This is a genomic window from Streptomyces sp. NPDC006510 (genome assembly GCF_040611955.1).
Taxonomy (GTDB): domain Bacteria; phylum Actinomycetota; class Actinomycetes; order Streptomycetales; family Streptomycetaceae; genus Streptomyces.
In genome coordinates this window covers 1-18,218 of the sequence record NZ_JBEXPH010000005.1, presented here as the reverse complement: position 1 = coordinate 18,218, position 18,218 = coordinate 1, and the positions used below count along the sequence as shown (strand labels likewise).

Genomic DNA, 18,218 nt, shown 5'->3' with positions numbered 1-18,218 from the left:
GGCTCGATGCCCGACCCGACGGGCAGCCGGGCGACCGCAGGCGCTCAGCGCAACCGATCGACGTACAGATCGGTGCCCGGCACCGTCGGGATGAACGGGGCCACCAGCTCCACCCGCCCCAGACCGGATTCCGCGACCGCCGCGTCGAGCCCGGTGAAGTGCTCGGCCCAGCACTCCCCGGGGTCCTCCTGGAGGAACCACAGCAGGGTCAGCCGGGTGTCGACTCCCTCGACCTGTTTCACATAGCTCATCCGGTCACCCGGCAGTGGCGTGGGACGGAAGACGGTCACCATCGCCGCCGGCGACCCGGCCAGCCGCTTCGGCAGATGCCGCGAGCGCAGCCACTCCAGCAACTCGCCCCGCGTCCCGGCCCCTTCGGCGCCACCCCCTTCCGCGTCGATCACTTCGAGGACCAGCCCCCGGTAGGGATGGTCGAGGGCATGGAAGTCCCGGGGCCCCGCCGCACCGTCCCGGTAGACCGTCGCCTCGTGGTCCTGGAACGCGGTGAACACATGGGTGCGGGCCTGGTGGACCCGGCCGTCCCGGTTGAGCCTCCGGTTGATGCCGACGGTCCACCTCATGTGGTCGTCGTAGCGCCCGTCCGTCACCCAGTACGTCGACAGATAGCAGCCGGCTGTGACGGGCTGCGCGACGGCGGACACCTCCGGGTAGCGCAGCTCCTGGAGTTCCCGGGTGGCCACCCAGCGCCGCCCGGCGAACATCCAGGGCATCGCCATCGCGCCCGCGTAGTAGTGGTCGTCCTCGTACCAGCGGTTGTACGCGTACTCATGGCCCGGGTGCGGTTCGACCATGGTGATCAGCGCATGGCCGGGATGGACGCCGTACGGCCCCAGCGCGGCCAGTTCGGCGTACGTGTCGCTCCGCGTCTCGTCGCTCATGCCGTTCCCCTTCCGTACTCCGCAGCGGCGTCCTACCCTGACGCCCCGTCAGACGTACTGCCAGAGCCGGGAGGCCGCCGATGTTGCTCGCGGGGAAGACCGTCATCGTGTCCGGGGTGGGCGCCGGGCTCGGGCACCGGGTCGCGGCCGCGGTCGTGCGGGACGGCGGAAACGCGGTGCTCGGGGCGCGCACCGCCGCGAATCTCGCCAAGTCGGCCGCGGAGATCGACCCGGACGGCGGGCACACGGCCCGGCTGGTCACCGACATCACCGACGAGGCGCAGTGCGAGGCGCTCGCCGCGCTGGCACTGGAACGGTTCGGGCGGATCGACGCGGTGGTCCATGTCGCCGCCCGGGACAGCTACTTCGGCGGGGTCGAGGATGCCGACTTCGCCACCTGGCAGTCGGTGATCGACGTCAATCTGCTCGGCACGCTGCGGATGACCCGCGCCTGCCTGCCCGGCCTCAAGGAGCGCGGCGGCTCGGTGGTGATCATCGGTACGCAGTCCTCGGTGGCCGCACCGACGCAGGTCCGGCAGGCGGCGTACGCGGCCTCGAAGGGGGCACTGACCTCGGCCATGTACTCCATGGCGCAGGAGCTGGGCCCGCACCGGATCAGGGTGAACACGGTGCTGCCGGGCTGGATGTGGGGGCCGCCGGTGCAGGCGTACGTGCGGTTCACGGCGCACGGCGAAGGGGTGCCCGAGGCCGAGGTGCTGGGCAGGCTCACCGAACGCATGGCGCTCCCGGAACCGGCCACCGACGGCGATGTCGCCGAGGCCGCCGCTTTCCTGGCCTCGGACCGGGCGCGGGCGATCACCGGGCAGTCGCTCCTGGTCAACGCGGGCGAGCTGATGCGATAGCCCCGCCTCCTGCGACAGCGCCCCCTCTCCTCCTCCGCCGCACGGGACCCGCATCCCGTGCGGTTCTCTGCGCTCTTCCGCGCTCTTCTGCGCTCTTCGGCGTTCCTGACGAAGTGCCCGCTCATCGTGTGTCCGCCGTCACGTCGGCGACAACGACCGCGTAAGTCGAGAGCAAGCAAAATCGTTCGACTTACTGATCTGCGTTCACATCCCTGACCGCCAAAACCTTGACCGCGATACCGGACAGGCGGTTCAATCCCCGATGTCCCCGCTCCCGCACGGGGCCCCGCTGAACGGCCGTACTGACGAAGCGCGCACCCCGTTCACAAGGCGGACCCCAGGAGGGGGCACATGAACAGTCTCGACTGGGTCGTGCTCATCGGCTACTTCGGCGTGATGGTCGCGATCGGGCTCTGGTCCCACAAGCGCGTGGACAACGTCAGTGACTTCTTCACGGCCGACGGCAAGATGCCGTGGTGGCTGTCCGGCATCTCGCACCACATGTCCGGCTACAGCGCGGTGATGTTCACCGGTTACGCGGGCATCGCGTACCAGTACGGCGTCACGTCGTTCGTCACCTGGTCGCTGCCGATCGCCATCGGCATCGGCATCGGCGCCCAGATCTTCGCTCCCCGGCTCAACCGGCTGCGCTCGCGGCTGCATGTCGCCTCGCCGCTCGAATACCTGAAGAACCGCTACAACATCCCGACGCAGCAGGCGCTCGCCTGGTCCGGGCTGCTGCTGAAGATCGTGGACGTCGGCGCCAAGTGGGCGGCCATCGCCACTCTCCTGTCCGTGTTCACGGGCATCTCGATCACCCAGGGCATCTTCATCACCGGCTGCATCACCGCCGTCTACTGCACGGTCGGCGGCCTGTGGGCGGACGCGCTCACGGAGCTGGGCCAGTTCGTCATCCAGCTCCTCGCCGGTGTCGCGATGCTCGTCACCGCCATGAGCGAGCTCGACGGTGTCAGCACCCTGTGGACGGTCTGGGACAAGCTGCCCGAGGGGCATACGGACCCGACGGCCGGGCCGTACACCGTGACCTTTCTGCTGGCCTACCTCTTCATCAAGACCTTCGAGTACAACGGCGGCATGTGGAACCAGGCGCAGCGCTACATGGCCACGGATTCCGCCGCCGCCGCGAAGCGTTCGGCCCGGCTCTCCGCCGTGCTGTGGCTGGTCTGGCCCACGGTCCTGTTCTTCCCTATGTGGTGCGCCCCGCTGCTGGTCCACGCGCAGAAGCCGGACGCCTCGGACAGCTACGCCCTGATGACCGAACAGCTGCTGCCGCACGGCCTGCTGGGCCTGGTCGTCGTCGGTTTCTTCTCGCACACGATGGCCATGTGCTCCTCGGACGCCAACGCCATCTCGGCGGTCTTCACCCGGGACATCGCCCCGGTCCTCTCCAGGTCGGCGCGCAGCTGGGGCAGCCGGGCCGGTCTGCTGGCGGCGCGGCTGTCCACGCTCGGCTTCCTCGGTCTGTCGATGGCGCTCGCCACCCAGATCGACTCGCCGACGTTCAAGGACATCATCTCCGTCGTCATCAAGTGGGTCGCCGGTCTGATGGGCCCGATCGCGATTCCGTTCATGCTCGGCCTGCTGCGCAGGTTCCGCAGGTCGGGCCCGACGGCGGCGCTCGTCAGCTGGGCGGCGGGGCTGCTGGCGTTCTACTTCACCAACTACGACCTCGACGGTTCGGTGAAGACGGACGTCGCGCTCCAGTACCAGGTGGCCCTGCCGCTGGCGATCTCGCTGGTCCTCTACATCGTGATCGGCTTCGTCAAACCCGAGGACACCCCGGAGCGCGACGCGATCATCGAGAAGATCAACTCGGACGGCGACGGTGACGGTGACGGTGGTGGCGCGGCGGCCGGAGCGAGTGTTCCGGCGCAGTCCGGCTCCGGGGACGCGGCCGTTGCCGAGGGCGCGAAGGACTGACGTCCGGCGGGTTACGGGGCGCCGCCGCGTCCCGTACCCACACCCCCGTACGAGGGTTCAGGCGCGCGGGTAGCGGGCCAGCCAGCCCGGTGCGGCGGCCGACGGGCCGTGCAGGGCCGGCCCCTGCGTCATCTCCATGGCGAAGTCGTCCGCCAGCTCCAACACCGTTGCCCGGCCCTCCAGTTCGGCCAGCCAGGCGGGCGGCAGCGCGGTCTCGCCGTGCAGCGCGCCGAGCAGCGCCCCGCACAGGGCTCCGGTGGCCGAGGACGGCCCGCCGTGGTTGACGGCCAGCCGCAGCCCGTGCCGTATGTCCTCGCCGACCAGCGCGCAGTACACGGCGACGGCGAGGACCTCCTCCGCGGCGTCCGTGGCTCCCAGCGACTCGATCAGGGCGGGTCCCGGGATGCCCTGGCGCACGGTGCCGAGGGCCTGCTTCAGCGCCTCGGTGACCGGTTCGTGCCCCGGGCGCTCGGTGAGCAGGGCCAGCGCGTGCTGTACGGAGCCGTCCAGGGTCTCGCCGCGGGCCAGGCCGTGCACCATGACGGCGAGGGCGCCCGCGGAGAGCAGGGCGGTGGGGTGGCCGTGGGTCTGGGCGGCGCACTCGACGGCGAGCTGGAGGACGAGCTGCGGCTCCCAGCCGACGAGCAGCCCGAACGGTACGGACCGGGTGAGGGCCGCCGAGTCCTGCGCCTGGGGGTTCTTGGGCTGGTCGAGGGTGCCCATGGTGGTGTCGCCGAGTCCCGTCAGGCATTCCCGGGTGGGGCTGCGGCGGACGTACAGCCACTCCTGCTGGGCGAGCCAGCCGTTGTCCTTGCGGCGTTCGTCGGGCCCCCAGTCGTGCTGGGTGGCCGCCCACCGCAGATGCGCCCGGTGCACATCGGTGGGCGGGTGCCAGGCCCCGGTGTCCCGGCGGACCTGGGCGCGGATCAGCCCGTCGACGGTGAAGAGGGTGAGCTGGGTGACGGCGGTGACGGTGCCGCGTCGGCCGTGCACGGGCACCAGGTCGGTGAGGGCGTCGGCGCCGTGGACCGCCCGGATCTCTTCGAGCGTGAGCCCGTCCACCCCGGCCCCGAGCGCGTCCCCGATGGCCCCGCCCAGCAGTGCGCCGCGCACCCGGCTGCGGAAGTCCTGCTGCTCGGCACGGCCCCACACAGCCGTGGTCCCTGTGCTCACCGTGCCCCTCCCCCGCCGGCCCGAAATCCGGCCTGCCTGCGACTGCGCAGCACTGTAATCGAACAGGAACCGTCGGTAGAGGTCACGGAATCGGGTACGCGTGGTTATGTGCGCAGTTGGCCGGCAGAAAAATACCGGCGGGTTGCGGCGATGAGTTTGCCGGGCCGGGGGAGTCTCACCATTACCGACGAACACCGGAGGAAACACGTGTCTCAGCTGCTGAGAGTCCAGAACTTCAACGTTTCGAGCGACGGCTTCGGCGCCGGCGAGAACCAGAGTCTGGAGCGTCCGTTCGGCGACGCCGATCCCGGGGCCATGTTCTCCTGGGCCGGGGCCACCGCGAGCTGGCCGATGCGCACCGACCCCGGCGGCAGCCGCGGCCTCGACGACTACCTCACGCGGGACTACGCACGCAATATCGGCGCCGAGATCATGGGCCGCAACAAGTTCGGGCCCCAGCGCGGTCCCTGGGAGAACCTCGACTGGCGCGGCTGGTGGGGCGACGAGCCCCCGTTCCGCACCCCGGTGTTCGTGATGACCCACCACACGCGCCCCTCGTTCACGCTCTCCGACACCACCTTCCACTTCGTCGACGCCGACCCGGCCACGGTCCTCGAACAGGCGCGGGAAGCCGCGCAGGGCAAGGACGTCCGGCTCGGCGGCGGGGCCACCACCATCCGGGAGTTCCTCGACGCCGACCTCGTCGACACCATGCATGTGGCGGTCTCGCCGGTGGAGCTCGGATCCGGGTCACGGCTCTGGAAGTCGCCCGACGAACTGCTCGACCGTTTCCACCTCGATGTCGTGCCCAGCCCGAGCGGCGTGACGCACCACCTGTTCTGGCGGAAGTGACACGAGGGCGACCGTCGCGGACGGCGGTCTAGGACCTGCCCGCGGGGGCCGGGCCGGTCGGCCGGTCGTGCCCCGCGCGCAGGCTCGCCACGGTACTCAGCAGCAGCACGCCCATGAAGGCGAGGAGGGGCACGGTCCAGGTGTCCGTGACGGCGTGCAGTACGGACGCGGTGACCGGCCCGGCGGCGGCAAGGAGGTAGCCGCCCGTCTGAGCCACCGTGGACAGCGCGGCGACGTGGTCGTGGTCCCGGCCCCGCTTCACGTACAGGACTCCGGCCACCGCCTGGCCGCCCCCGAGGCCGATGCCGAGCACGAGCGACCAGATCGCGGGGGCGCTCGCGGGGGCGGCGAGCAGGCCGGCGTAGCCGAGCGCGCAGATCAGGATGACCGCGAAGAGGTGGGGGCGCTGGTCGGCCCGGGGGGCGGCCAGGACCGGCGTGAGGAAGCCGCCGATCGCGACGCCGAGGATGAAGAGGGACTGCATGCCCCCCGCCGTCCCCTTGGCGACCCCGGCGTCCACGAGGATCGCGGGCAGCCAGGCGAGGGTGGTGTAGAAGAGCAGGGTCTGCAGGCCGAAGAAGATGATCAGGCTCCACGCCAGCCCCCTGCCGCCACCGCCGCCGCTGCCCCTGCCGCCGAAGACGCCCACGCGCACCGGGTCCGGCCCCATGCCGCGCTCGGCGTGCCGCAGTTGGGGGGCGATGCCGAGCGCCGCCAGGGCCGCCGGGACGACGGCGAGCCCGATCGCGGTCTGCCAGGAGTGCCCGGACGCCTGCCAGACGGGGACCATCAGGGCGGCGACGAGCGCGGAACCGGCCCCCATGGACAGCGCGTAGACCCCCATCATCACGCCGACCCTGCGCGGGGCGAACCGGCTGCGCACGAACACCGGGATCAGTACGTTCACGACGGCCGTCGCGATGCTGACGAGCACGGTTCCGATGAACAGGCCGGGCAGGCCGAGTACACGGACGATCGCCCCGACGAGCAGGAGCGCGCTTGCCCAGAACAGGCCGCGCTCCTCGCCGAGCCGTCGTCGTGCGGTGGCCGCGAGCGGGGCGAACAGGCCCATGCAGAGCGGCGGCAGCAGGCCGAGCAGGGTGAGGGACCCGGTTCCGAACCCGGCCACCGGGGCGAGCGGCCCCAGCTGTCCGAAGGCCACCCGCGTGTTGAGGCTGAGCAGGACGAAGCCGACGACCAGCATCGCGGCGGTGGCTGGACCTTTGCGGGCGGGGCGCGGCGGAGCCGGATCGGGCGCACCGGACGACCGGGTGGCGGCGGGGACGGGAACAGGGGCGGGCACGGGCACGGGGACCTTCCTGAGGTGGACGACCTACCCCTTCAGCGTTCACGCTCAAGTAAACTTGAGCGCAAGAGCGGGCGTCGGCCGGAGGTGCCCATGAAGGACCTGTACTCGATCAGCGAGGTCGCGGAGGCGTTCGGGATCTCGGTGGCCGCCCTCCGCTTCTACGAGGAGCGCGGCCTCGTCCGGCACAGCGAGCGCCGGGGCCGGGTCCGCCACTACACCCGCGAGGATCTGGCCGGGCTCGCGTACGCACAGCTCTGGCACGAGGACGGCCTGCTCACGCTCGCGGAGACGAGCGCGATCGTCGACAGCGAGCACGTCGCGGACCGGCTCACCCTCATCGCCTCCCAGCGGGACGCGATGCTCGACCAGATCTCGAAGCTCGAACGCGCCGTGACCGTCCTCACCCACATGCTCGGCTGCCGCACCGACAAGGCCCTGGACTGCCCCATGACCGGCGGCTACATCCGGGGCCGGGTCGACGCCGCCCTCGACGGAACGCCGCACATGACGGACTTCTGGCCCCCGCCCGGCCCGGACACCTCTCCCGGGCCGGTCGCCCCCGCCTCCTGAGCCGCCTCAGTCCGGCAGCACGGGAAGCAGCTCCGGAAGGTGCCCGTCGGACGCCGCCGCCGCCGACACCCGCTCCTGAGGGACCTCCCCGTACAGCGTCGTACGCGGCTTCGCCGGGCGCCCCGCGAGTTCCGCGATGGCGATCAGGTCCTGGACCGAGCGGTACGAGCCGTAACCGGAGCCGGCCATCCGGGAGATGGTCTCCTCCATCAGCGTGCCGCCCAGGTCGTTGGCGCCCGAGCGGAGCATCTCGGCCGCGCCCTCCGTGCCGAGCTTGACCCAGCTGGTCTGGATGTTGGTGATGTGCGGGTGCAGCAGCAGCCGGGCCATGGCGGTGACGGCCCGGTTGTCGCGGTCGGTCGGGCCGGGGCGGGCGATGCCCGCGAGATAGACCGGCGCGTTGGTGTGGATGAAGGGCAGAGTCACGAACTCCGTGAACCCGCCGGTCTCCTGCTGGAGCCGGGCCAGCGTCCGCAGGTGGCCGAGCCAGTGGCGGGGCTGGTCGACGTGCCCGTACATCATCGTCGAGGACGAGCGCAGACCCACCTCGTGGGCGGTCCTGATGACCTCCAGCCAGGTCGCGGTCGGCAGCTTGCCCTTGGTGAGGACCCAGCGGACCTCGTCGTCCAGGATCTCGGCCGCCGTGCCGGGGATCGAGCCGAGCCCGGCCTCCTTCGCGGCGATCAGCCAGTCCCGGATGGACATGCCGGTGCGGGTGGCGCCGTTGACGACCTCCATGGGCGAGAAGGCGTGCACATGGATGCCGGGGACGCGCTCGCGCACCGCCCGCGCGATGTCGAAGTACGCGGTGCCGGGCAGGTCCGGGTGGATGCCGCCCTGCATGCAGACCTCGACCGCGCCGACGTCCCAGGCCTGCGCGGCCCGGTCGGCGACCTGGTCCAGGGAGAGGGTGTACGCGTCGGCGTCGGTGCGCCGCTGCGCGAAGGCGCAGAACCGGCAGCCGGTGTAGCAGACGTTGGTGAAGTTGATGTTCCTGGTGACGATGTACGTGACGTCGTCGCCGACCACGTCGCGGCGCAACGTGTCCGCGATCCGGCACAGTTCGTCGAGCGCCGGGCCGTCCGCGTGGAGCAGGGCCAGCGCCTGCTCGTCGGTGAGCTTCGTCGGATCATCGGCCGCCTGGCTCAGTGCTTCGCGCACATCGCCGTCGATCCTGGACGGGACCATGCCTGGCACGGCGGCCTCGCGCAGCGCCTCCCAGTCCCCGTACACCTCGTCGAAGTCCTCACGACGGTCCCCGGTGCGGCCCTCGGTGTCGATGGTGCGGTGCAGGTCGGTGCGGCCGGTGGCGCCGAACTCCTCGTCGGGCTCCTGCCAGGGCAGCCCGGCAGGCAGGGCACCCTCGCGGGCGAGCCCCGTCTCCGGGTCGGCCAGCGCGCGGACGTGCGGGAGGAGTCGGGGGTCGAGCCACGGCTCGCCGCGCCGGATGAACTCCGGGTAGATGGTGAGCCGTTCACGCAGTGCGAACCCCGACTCGGCGGTCTTCGCGGCGAGTTCATCGATGTGCGGCCAGGGGCGCTCGGGGTTCACATGGTCGGGCGTGAGCGGCGAGACGCCGCCCCAGTCGTCGATCCCGGCGCCGATGAGCAGAGCGTACTCCGCGTCGACGAGGTTCGGCGGGGCCTGGATGCGGGCGGACGGTCCGAGGATGTGCCGGGCCACGGCGATGGCGGCTGCCAGCTCCTCCAGCTCGGCGTCCGGCATGCCGCGCATCGCGGTGTCCGGCTTGGCGCGGAAGTTCTGGACGATGATTTCCTGGATGCCGTGGTAGGCGCGGGCGGTCCTGCGCAGCTCGAAGAGGGAGTCGGCGCGCTCCTCGTACGACTCGCCGATACCGATCAGGATGCCGGTGGTGAACGGGACGTTGGAGCGCCCCGCGTCCTCCAGCACCCGCAGCCGCACGGCCGGCTCCTTGTCCGGGGAGCCGTGGTGCGGGCCGCCCGGCTCGGACCACAGCCGGGTGGCCGTCGTCTCCAGCATCATGCCCATGGACGGCGCGACGGGCTTGAGCCGCTGAAGATCGGTCCAGCTCAGCACGCCCGGGTTGAGGTGCGGGAGCAGCCCGGTCTCTTCGAGCACCCGGATCGCCATGGCGCGTACGTACGCGAGGGTGTCGTCGTACCCCTCGGCCTCCAGCCACTCCCGCGCCTCGGGCCAGCGGTCCTCCGGCCGGTCCCCGAGCGTGAACAACGCTTCCTTGCACCCCATGGCCGCGCCCTTGCGGGCGATGTCCAGCACCTCGTCGGGCGACAGGAACATCCCGTGCCCCTCGCGCCGCAGCTTGCCGGGCACGGTGACGAAGGTGCAGTAGTGGCACTTGTCGCGGCAGAGCCGGGTGAGCGGGATGAAGACCTTGCGGGAGTACGTGATCACACCCGGCCGCCCCGCGGCGTCGAGACCGGCGTCACGCACCCGGGCGGCCGAAGCGGCGAGATCCGTCAGATCCTCGCCCCGCGCCTGGAGCAGGACGGCGGCCTCGGCCACATCGAGAGCGACACCGTCACGGGCCCGCTTGAGGGCACGCCGCATGGAATTGGTCGTCGGACGTCCGCGCTGAGGATCGGTCATGAACCCGAGCATACGAGCGGGGCCCGCGCCCGGGACCAGGGCATCTGCCGGGCACGACCACTGGGCCGGTCGGGGCTGCCGCCGAGGGCGATCTGGACTGGGCCGTCGCGGTCGACCCGACTGTCGTGCGTGCACACCAGCACGCCGCCGGGCCCCGTCAAAAGGGGCGCCGGTCGGCGAGCCGCTCGACCATGCCTTCGGACGCTCCCGCGGCGGGCTGACCACAAAGGTCCACCCTCGCCTCCGACGGACGGTGCCGGCCGCCGACATTCGTCCTCACTGCGGGCCGGGCCGGGGATGCACCCACCTTCTCTCAGGTCATGGGCCACCTGCATGTCCCGACCGCCGTTGGACGTCCCAGAACCACGCCGGAAGCGGTCCTCGCCGACAAGGCGCACCCCATCACGCGCGATTCACGCGCGATCCGGCAGCATCTACGCAGACGCGGAATCCGCGCTGTCGTCCGAGTCCCGGCTGACCAGCAGGCCAACCGTTACGACAAGAACGCCACCATCCACCTGGCCGGACTTCACCTTGCCGACATCTTCCTCCGGTCCGCACGATGATCCGAAAGAGGGCCCTCAACCTTCAGCGCGGCGGCGGTACGTGTTGATCAAGACGCCGGACGGTGTCGGCTGCGTGGCGGTAAGCGTCAGGCAGTGAGGGCTCTTGCCATCGGCGAAGAGCTGCTTCCCGCTACCCAGGACGAGAGGAAAGACCAGCAGCCGGTACTCGTCGACGAGGTCGTACTCGATCAGGGTTCCGAGCAGCCCTCCGCTGCCGAGCACCACCGTCTCGGTCTCGGATGCGGCCTTGATACGGCTGACCTCCTCCGCCAGATCAGCGCCGAGGAGGGTGGAGTTCGCCCACGTCAGGTCCCTGAGCGTGTGGGAAGCCACGTACTTGGGCATCGCGTTCATTGCGGCCACCGCGGGGTCGTTCATGTCGGCATGCGGCCACGTGGCGGCGAAGATCTCGTACGTCCTGCGGCCCAGGAGCAGGGCTCCGGCACTAGCCGTGGCCTCGCTCATGAACCGCTCCACCGCCTCGTCGACATAAGGCAGCACCCAGCCGCCTTGATCGAACCCACCGTCCCGGTCCTCGTCGGCCGAGAGGACCGATTGCATGACGCCGTCCAGCGATACGAAGTTGACCACGGCCAGCTGTCCCATGTGCTGCTCCCATCTGTGTGCTTGACTCACCGATGTTGACCGCACACAGGAGCGGAACTCATCGGTCGCGCAGACACCCTCCTGTTGGGCAGTGCGTTGATCCTAAAGAAACGGCCTGGCGGAAGCCGCCCCGCATGACCAGGTCCGTGCACGACTTGGCCTGGAGCAAAGTTGACACGTCTGATCACCTGAGGCGAGCACGCCGGATCGCGGAGGCTGCGGTCGTCATCATCGTGATCCACACCGGCCGCCTCGACTGACCTTCACCGGGTCGTGGCCAGCTCCGCCCACACCGTCTTGCCCACGACCCGGTCCTTCACGCCCCACGACGTCGCCAGGGCCCCGACCAGGTGCAGGCCGAACCCCGATTCCGCGCCGGGGCGAGAGAGCCGGACCTCCGGCCCCCGTTCGCCCCTCGCGTCCGACACTTCGATACGGAGCGTGCCCGCGAGGGCGACGAGCCGCAGTTCGAAGTCCCGCCCCGGCACCAGCCCGTGCAGCACCGCGTTGGCCGCCAGCTCCGACACGATCAACGCGACATCGTCGGAGAGCCCACTCCCGTACGGCACACCCCACGCGTCGAGTTGGTGCACCGCCAGCCGACGGGCGAGCCGCGCGCCCCGACGGGTGGCGCTGAAACGTTGGACGAACTCGGCGCCCACAAGGGTGATTTCGGCGTTCATGTGACTCAGCGTGTCCGGTTGCTCGTACGCTGACCAGCAGTGACACCACGACGCCGAGTAGCTGTACGGGCACGCCCTGTCGGCCGTGCGGGGCGTCGGCCGTGACCGGGCGAACAGAGAGCGGTGCGGGGCAGATGGCGAACGCGGAACGCGAGGAAAGGCCGGAGCGGCCGGCCGAATCGGATGGAACGGCGCACCTCTTCAAAGCGCTGGGCAAACAGATCAAGGTGCTGCGCGAACGCGCGGGCCTGAGCCAGAAGGACCTGGGCCTCGCGGCCCACTGCGGGGAAGACCTGATCTCGGCGATGGAACGGGGCGTACGTACGCCGCAGCCGGAGTTCCTGATCCGCGTGGACCCGCTCCTTGATGCGGGTGGGGTGCTGTGCGCCGCCGTCGACGAAGTGCGGGAGGCGCTGACGCGGGCGCGTACCCGTCATCCGGACTGGTTCCGGAACTACGCGCGGGTGGAGGCGGATGCGGCCGCGTTGCACGAGTACAGCGCCCAGGTCGTGCCCGGCCTGCTGCAGACGGAGGCGTACGCGCGGGCCGTCTTCACGCAGCGCCGCCCGTTGCTGGACGAGGCGACCATCGAGAAACGGGTCGCAGACCGGCTGGCTCGGCAACAGATCTTCGAGCGCTGGCCTGCGCCGACCTTCAGCTACGTACTGGAAGAGGCCGTGTTGCGGCGCCCAATCGGAGGCGGGGCCGTCCACGCAGAGCAGTTGCAACGGCTCATGCACATCGGAAGGCTGCGGACGGTGGAGATCCAGGTCATGCCGACGCATCGCGAGGAACACGCCGCGATTGGCGGCACGTTCACGCTGATCACCCCCAAGGGGCGGCAGCAAGCGGTTTACACGGAGCTCTATGGACATCCACGGCTGATCACGGACTCCGAGGAGGTCCGCGTCTTCAGCGAGCGCTATGGGATCATCCGAGCGCAGGCTCTCACCCCGAGGGAGTCCCTGATGCTGATCGAGAAGATGCTGGGAGAGCTATGAACACCGAGCAACTGCAATGGTTCAAGAGCAGCCACAGCGACGGCGAAGGCGGCAACTGCATCGAGGTCGCCTACGACTGGCGCAAGAGCAGCTACAGCAGCGGTGATGGCGGCGAGTGCGTCGAGGTAGCAACCTGCCCCACCACCATCCACATCCGCGACTCCAAGAACACCCAGGGCCCCCACCTCGACGTCGCCCCCGGCGCCTGGTCCGCGTTCGTCACGTACGCACGTCAGGGCTGATCGCCCCAGGTCCGCGCCCCGCACCGGATCGCGACAGCCGCGACCCGGTGCGCCGCGACCCGGCTGACCGCGACGCGGCGGACCCCGACGTAAAAAGGCTTTTAAAGGCTTTGGGAAGAAGAAACTTCCCCAACCCAACCCTTCCCCCAGCCACGTACAGGAGCCCGTCACTCGCACGGGTGAGGTTCACCAACTGAGCTGGATTTCGGAGTTGTTCGCTGGCATATGCTCGCGGCACCAACCCCCAAACATGCGTCGGCCCCCGGCCGGGAGTCACGATCCCGAACGAGGGCCTGACCACCAAGGAAGTCAGGGCTTCCCGATGGATACACAGCAGGTTAGCGCGCCCTCGCGCGCCGTGTCTCCCGTTCGCGGGGGCGCCACGCCGACGTCCGGTGTCATGCACGTCAACACCCGGCACACCAGCCGCTTCACCGTCATCGGCAACCACCTCGCCCAGCACCGCGAGCTCTCCCTGCTCGCGATCGGGCTCTCGACGTACATCCAGTCGCTTCCCGCCGGGGCGCGGATCGGCATCAAGACGCTGGCCGAGCGGTTTCCCGACAGCGAGGCCCGTATCGCCGCCGCGTTACGCGAACTGGAGGCCCACGGATACCTGAGCCGTACCCGCGAGCGCCTCCCCAACGGGCGTGTGGTCACCCGTACTTGCTCCTACAACCAGCCGACCGGCACCGCGCAACGGCGCCCGGCCCCGACGCCCAAGCCTCGCCGCCAGGCACTCGTCCCCGACCCCGTGGCCGCAACGCCCCCGCCCGCTCCCCCGCCCCCGCCGCTCCCCCAGCCCCGCAACCCGCTCCCCCAGTACCTCCGCGCCGCCACCGCGCTGCTCACCGATCTCCACCGGCACGCGGCCGAGATCACCCTCACCGAGAAGGACGTCGTCCTGCTCGCCCCCGCCGCCGCCACCTGGTTCGAGCGCGGTGCCACGCCCGCCGCTCTCCGGCACGCCCTCACCCACGATCTGCCCCAGCCCCTCAAGCGCCCCGCGAAACTCCTCCGATACCGCCTCACCGCTCTCCTCCCGCCCCCGCCGACCCCGGAGCACCCCACGGTCCTGCTCCAGAACTGCGACCGCTGCGACCGGGCCTTCCGCTCCTCCACCCCGGGCAACTGCCGCGACTGCCGAGAAGAAGCGGCCGACGATCCACGCTCCTCGGTCCCTATCCTGAGCGGATGATCACTGCTCCTGAACTCGTCATATTCGACTGCGACGGCGTGCTCGTCGACAGCGAGCGCATCGCCGTACGCATCCAGGTCCAGGTGGGCACCGAGCTGGGGTGGCCGCTGACGGCGGAGGAGGTCGTCGAGAAGTTCGTGGGCAGGTCGAACAAGTCCATCGGGGAGCTGATCGACGCCCGGCTGCCCGGCACGTCCGCCGCCTGGCAGCAGCGCTTCGAGGACCTCCACCACGACGCGGTCGAGACCGAACTCGTCGCGGTGGAAGGGATTCACGAAGCGCTGGCCGCCCTCACGCTCCCCACCTGCGTGGCGTCCAGCGGCAGCCACGACAAGATGCGCCACACCCTGGGCCACACCGGGCTCTACGCGCACTTCGAGGGACGCATCTTCAGCGCCACCGAGGTCGCACGCGGAAAGCCCGCCCCCGATCTCTTTCTTCACGCGGCCCGGCGGATGGGGGTCGACCCCGCCGACTGTGTGGTCGTCGAGGACAGCAAGTACGGCGTACAGGCCGCCCGTTCGGCCGGGATGCAAGCCTTCGGCTACGCGGGTGGGCTGACCCCGGCGCACTGGCTGGAAGGCCCGGACACCGTGGTCTTCGACGACATGCGCAAGCTGCCGTCGCTGCTGTCCGGGGGCTGAGAGTTCCCGGCCCACCGCTTCACGTGTCTCGCGGTGCGCCGGGCCGTCACCACTCCTCGCCGTAGCCGATCACCCGGAAGCTGCCCGCGACGCCGTCTTCGATGAACCCGCCGCCATGGACGGTAGGGGTCACGACACCGTAGGTGCTGCCATAGGGGCCGACCGTGGCGACCGGAGAACCGCCGTCACAGGCGAACCCCCGAAAGACCTCGACCGCATGCCGGCTGTCGTTGTAGATGCTGAAGCTGCTCGATCCCAGCCCGCTGGCCGCGGGGACGCAGCCCCCCGGATAGGCGGCGTACTCCCGCTCGTTGAAGAAGATCCTCCCCTCCCTCTTCCCGCCGTAGCCGCGGTCGCGCCCGCCCCGGTCGCCGCCTTCGTCGCCGCGCCCGCCCCGGTCGCCGCCTTCGTCGTCCCGCCCGCCCCGGCCGCCTCCCTCGTCGTCCCGCCCACCTCGGTCGCCGCCGCCCTCGTCGCCGCGCCCACCCCGGTCGGAGCCCTCGCGGTCGCCGCCCCTGTCCCCCTTGGCCTCCGTTCCGCTCTCGCTGCCGACGGGGGCCGGTGCGGGGGCGGCCTGCCGGGCGGGCGGGGCGGCCCGGTGGGCGGGCTGCTCGGCCCGCTCGGCGGCCGGTTCGGCCTGGGTGGATCCGTCATTCGAGGCATAGGTGATGCCGGTGGCAAGGACCGCAGTGCTGACCACGGCGGCCGCCACAGTGAAGGTTCGCGAGGACATGTCACTTCTCTCCGTCTCAGAGACGCCGGCCGGACGGCCGACCTGCGGCGAACGTACCGACGGACCCCATACCTGTCATTTCGGGCAAGTCCAGGGCGTGACACCGTAGGACCGGTCGGGTACAAAGACGGCGTTCAACGCATATCCATGGCTTTCAGGTCGCGTCGCGCCCCGGTGTGCCACGCCCTTGGCCACCCCGCACACGTCCCCACCGATATTCGCTGGATCCGGTGGGGGTGCGTTGTTACGGTGCTGGCACCTCGACCACGGTGCCGACCGTCGGTGACGTATGGGCGTTCGCCCTGGAAAGCAGTTGATGTATGCCCCGGCCAGCAGTTCCGAGCCACCCTCGCCGCGTCTTCATCCGCGCCGGGGCGATCGGAGCCGCGTGCACGCGCGCCCGCGGCATCGCACTGACCCGCGCAACCTGACCGGTACGCGCTTCCTTTCCGTCAGTACGTGATTCCCGGCCGACGCCTCACACCTCTCCGGCCGCCGCCCCCGAGGGCCGCTCGGTACTTCCCTGCTGCATTGCTCATCCTCTTCGGCAAGGAGAAACCCGGGTGTCCACCGACAACCCCCAGCACCGTACGTCCAAGTCCTCCCACCACGGCCCCAGCGCTTATCTGAGGACCGATACCTTCACCTGCGTGTGGTGCGGGCTGACCATCGCCACGCTCGCGCCCGATGGCGGCCGTCGCAACCACTGCCCCAGCTGCCTGCACTCGAAGCACTGCCTCGACCACGTCGAGGGCGGCCCGTCCGACTGCGGGGCGCGTATGACCCCGATCTCCATCGCGGTGCTCCGTACCGGTGACTGGATGGTCATCCACCGCTGCACCCGCTGCGACGAGCTGACCTCGAACCCGGTCTGCGGGGACGACAACCAGCTGATCCTGGTGCGGATGGCGGTCCGCCCGCTGGCCCAACCGCCCTTCCCCCTCGAAGCGTTCGGCGATCTGTGACCCACCGGAAGCGACCGAGGAACGGACGGAGGACCCACCATGCCACGACGTGGACCCCGGCGGTCGTCGCACCGCCCGCAGAGACGGAAGGACGTCCTGCACAAACCGGGCGGCGCCCACGGCGACGCGTTCCGTTGCGCCGGCTGCCGGCTCGACGTACCACTGACCGCCCCGGGCACCGCCCATCGCAACCACTGCCCGCACTGCCTGACCAGCCTGCACGTCGATCTGCGGATACCGGGCGACCGGGCCGCCGACTGCGGCGGGCGGATGACGGCGCTCAGCCTGTCCGTCCGGCAGGACGGGGAATGGACGCTCATCCATGAGTGCCTGACCTGCGGTGAGCTCAGTGCCAACCGCATCGCGGGGGACGACAACGCCCTTGCGCTGATGCGCATGGCCGTACGCCCCTTGTCGGACACTCTCGTCCCCGTACGGGCGCTGCTCATGCTGTGACGCGGGCGTCGCCGCTGCCCGAGCCGCCCGGCTCGGGCAGCGGCGACAAACGAGTTGCGCACCGACCGGACGGGGTCCGGCCGATGCTGCCGAGGGCGAGGGCGGGGCTCTTCTTCAGCACGTTCCCGCTGCTTCCTCTGCCACCCCTCAAGCAATATGGCAGCGAGGCGACTACTCCACGAAACGCCAGGTGACGTCGATCGAACCCTGGTCGAGGGAAGCGAGCGCCCCGTATGCGCCGGGCGTCAGATCGAGGCCATACCTGCCCGCACCCGGGCTCTGGTCAACGACCGTCGCGGTTATGGACTTTCCGTTGTGCGTGATCTCGACCTTCTTCCCGCAGGAGGGAGACGGGTACCCGGATCCGAACATGCTGGAGTCGAGCGCCACAGCGAAATCACTGTCCGTGATCGTTATGCCGCACGCCGTCAATCCGGGCTGGTAGTACGTCGCGTTTCCGTGGTAGCCGCTCGGCGGCGGCTCTGCGGGCGGCCCCGACGTCCGGCCCGGCTCCGGGGGTGTCTCCTTGGCCTGCTCCGGGGGCGGCGCCGTCGTCCGGCCCGGCTCCGGGGGCGGCGCCGTTGTGCTGCCCGGCCCCGGAGGCACCGTTGTCCCACTTGGTTCCGGGGCGAGAGTGGAACGGGGCGGCTCGGGCAGAGTGGAGGCGGATTCCTCCGGTTGCCCTGAAGTGCTCAATGCCGGGACGGGGGTGTCGGTTTCCTCCGAGGCGGAGGCGGTGGCGACGATCCCGGCAGCGGAGCCGACGGCCAGTATTGCGGCGGCCGCGATTTTGGTGATCTTTGCTCTCAACGTTCCCTCTCTGAATGTCACATTCCGGACGGCGCGCATGCGAAGCATTCGTGGCGGGGGGTGCCATGAAGTTTCCTCGCGACCACGCCGCCGCGATCGCCGGCCCACGGGAGCCGAC

General features: G+C 70.4%; 18 protein-coding genes and 1 pseudogene. 11 read left to right on the top strand and 8 right to left on the bottom strand.

What is annotated here, in order from left to right:
• Positions 1 to 44: 44 nt before the first annotated feature.
• Positions 45 to 899, bottom strand: a complete 855-nt coding sequence (locus ABZY11_RS03080; RefSeq protein ID WP_356477442.1) for a hypothetical protein — start codon at positions 897 to 899, stop codon at positions 45 to 47.
• Between the two features lie 80 nt (positions 900 to 979).
• Here ABZY11_RS03080 and ABZY11_RS03075 point away from each other — a divergent pair, with 80 nt between their 5' ends.
• Together ABZY11_RS03075 and ABZY11_RS03070 are read left to right on the top strand one after the other, a co-directional pair.
• The gene (locus ABZY11_RS03075) at positions 980 to 1,762 is read left to right on the top strand and encodes an SDR family oxidoreductase (RefSeq protein ID WP_356477441.1); all 783 of its coding nucleotides are present in this window, start codon (positions 980 to 982) and stop codon (positions 1,760 to 1,762) included.
• A 351-nt stretch (positions 1,763 to 2,113) separates the two neighbouring features.
• Entirely contained in the window at positions 2,114 to 3,703 is a 1,590-nt protein-coding gene (locus ABZY11_RS03070) for a sodium:solute symporter family protein (protein WP_356477440.1), read from the top strand.
• A gap of 57 nt (positions 3,704 to 3,760) precedes the next feature.
• On the opposite strand, the gene ABZY11_RS03065 is transcribed toward ABZY11_RS03070, so the two are convergent.
• Complete coding sequence (locus tag ABZY11_RS03065; RefSeq protein WP_356477439.1) at positions 3,761 to 4,876, bottom strand: ADP-ribosylglycohydrolase family protein; 1,116 nt, start codon at positions 4,874 to 4,876, stop codon at positions 3,761 to 3,763.
• 207 nt (positions 4,877 to 5,083) lie between these two features.
• Here ABZY11_RS03065 and ABZY11_RS03060 point away from each other — a divergent pair, with 207 nt between their 5' ends.
• The gene (locus ABZY11_RS03060; RefSeq protein ID WP_356477438.1) at positions 5,084 to 5,728 is read left to right on the top strand and encodes a dihydrofolate reductase family protein; all 645 of its coding nucleotides are present in this window, start codon (positions 5,084 to 5,086) and stop codon (positions 5,726 to 5,728) included.
• A gap of 28 nt (positions 5,729 to 5,756) precedes the next feature.
• On the opposite strand, the gene ABZY11_RS03055 is transcribed toward ABZY11_RS03060, so the two are convergent.
• Complete coding sequence (locus ABZY11_RS03055; protein ID WP_356477437.1) at positions 5,757 to 7,037, bottom strand: MFS transporter; 1,281 nt, start codon at positions 7,035 to 7,037, stop codon at positions 5,757 to 5,759.
• Positions 7,038 to 7,127: 90 nt separating this feature from the next.
• Between ABZY11_RS03055 and ABZY11_RS03050 the strand changes: the two genes are divergently transcribed.
• The gene (locus ABZY11_RS03050) at positions 7,128 to 7,607 is read left to right on the top strand and encodes a MerR family transcriptional regulator (protein ID WP_356477436.1); all 480 of its coding nucleotides are present in this window, start codon (positions 7,128 to 7,130) and stop codon (positions 7,605 to 7,607) included.
• Between the two features lie 6 nt (positions 7,608 to 7,613).
• Here ABZY11_RS03050 and ABZY11_RS03045 read toward each other — a convergent pair whose 3' ends face one another.
• Positions 7,614 to 10,196: a bifunctional FO biosynthesis protein CofGH gene (locus tag ABZY11_RS03045; protein WP_356477435.1), complete on the bottom strand. Its 2,583-nt coding sequence runs from the start codon at positions 10,194 to 10,196 to the stop codon at positions 7,614 to 7,616.
• A gap of 89 nt (positions 10,197 to 10,285) precedes the next feature.
• Here ABZY11_RS03045 and ABZY11_RS03040 point away from each other — a divergent pair.
• Positions 10,286 to 10,690: pseudogene (locus ABZY11_RS03040) on the top strand (transposase); the annotation flags it as partial.
• Between the two features lie 87 nt (positions 10,691 to 10,777).
• On the opposite strand, the gene ABZY11_RS03035 reads toward ABZY11_RS03040, so the two are convergent.
• Positions 10,778 to 11,368 (bottom strand): dihydrofolate reductase family protein, encoded by a 591-nt coding sequence (locus tag ABZY11_RS03035; protein WP_356477434.1) that lies wholly within the window; start codon positions 11,366 to 11,368, stop codon positions 10,778 to 10,780.
• A gap of 263 nt (positions 11,369 to 11,631) precedes the next feature.
• Positions 11,632 to 12,051, bottom strand: a complete 420-nt coding sequence (locus ABZY11_RS03030) for an ATP-binding protein (protein WP_356477433.1) — start codon at positions 12,049 to 12,051, stop codon at positions 11,632 to 11,634.
• Between the two features lie 134 nt (positions 12,052 to 12,185).
• Here ABZY11_RS03030 and ABZY11_RS03025 point away from each other — a divergent pair, with 134 nt between their 5' ends.
• From ABZY11_RS03025 to ABZY11_RS03010, 4 genes are all read left to right on the top strand, one after another.
• Positions 12,186 to 13,052 (top strand): helix-turn-helix transcriptional regulator, encoded by an 867-nt coding sequence (locus ABZY11_RS03025; RefSeq protein WP_356477432.1) that lies wholly within the window; start codon positions 12,186 to 12,188, stop codon positions 13,050 to 13,052.
• Positions 13,049 to 13,294, top strand: coding sequence for a DUF397 domain-containing protein (locus ABZY11_RS03020; RefSeq protein ID WP_356477431.1), 246 nt, complete (start codon positions 13,049 to 13,051; stop codon positions 13,292 to 13,294). The genes ABZY11_RS03025 and ABZY11_RS03020 overlap by 4 nt, the downstream gene beginning before the upstream one ends.
• 322 nt (positions 13,295 to 13,616) lie before the next feature.
• Positions 13,617 to 14,492, top strand: a complete 876-nt coding sequence (locus ABZY11_RS03015; RefSeq protein WP_356477430.1) for a helix-turn-helix domain-containing protein — start codon at positions 13,617 to 13,619, stop codon at positions 14,490 to 14,492.
• Positions 14,489 to 15,136: an HAD family hydrolase gene (locus tag ABZY11_RS03010; protein WP_356477429.1), complete on the top strand. Its 648-nt coding sequence runs from the start codon at positions 14,489 to 14,491 to the stop codon at positions 15,134 to 15,136. The genes ABZY11_RS03015 and ABZY11_RS03010 overlap by 4 nt, the downstream gene beginning before the upstream one ends.
• Before the next feature lie 46 nt (positions 15,137 to 15,182).
• On the opposite strand, the gene ABZY11_RS03005 is transcribed toward ABZY11_RS03010, so the two are convergent.
• A complete protein-coding gene (locus tag ABZY11_RS03005) occupies positions 15,183 to 15,869 on the bottom strand; it encodes a hypothetical protein (protein WP_356477428.1) in 687 nt (228 codons plus the stop codon).
• A gap of 563 nt (positions 15,870 to 16,432) precedes the next feature.
• On the opposite strand from ABZY11_RS03005, the gene ABZY11_RS03000 reads away from it, so the two are divergent.
• Both ABZY11_RS03000 and ABZY11_RS02995 read left to right on the top strand, forming a co-directional pair.
• Positions 16,433 to 16,834, top strand: a complete 402-nt coding sequence (locus tag ABZY11_RS03000; protein WP_356477427.1) for an RNHCP domain-containing protein — start codon at positions 16,433 to 16,435, stop codon at positions 16,832 to 16,834.
• A 39-nt stretch (positions 16,835 to 16,873) separates the two neighbouring features.
• On the top strand, positions 16,874 to 17,290 hold the full coding sequence (locus ABZY11_RS02995) for an RNHCP domain-containing protein (RefSeq protein WP_356477426.1): 417 nt from the start codon (positions 16,874 to 16,876) through the stop codon (positions 17,288 to 17,290).
• A gap of 171 nt (positions 17,291 to 17,461) precedes the next feature.
• Here ABZY11_RS02995 and ABZY11_RS02990 read toward each other — a convergent pair whose 3' ends face one another.
• Complete coding sequence (locus ABZY11_RS02990) at positions 17,462 to 18,139, bottom strand: RlpA-like double-psi beta-barrel domain-containing protein (protein WP_356477425.1); 678 nt, start codon at positions 18,137 to 18,139, stop codon at positions 17,462 to 17,464.
• Between the last annotated feature and the right edge of the window lie 79 nt (positions 18,140 to 18,218).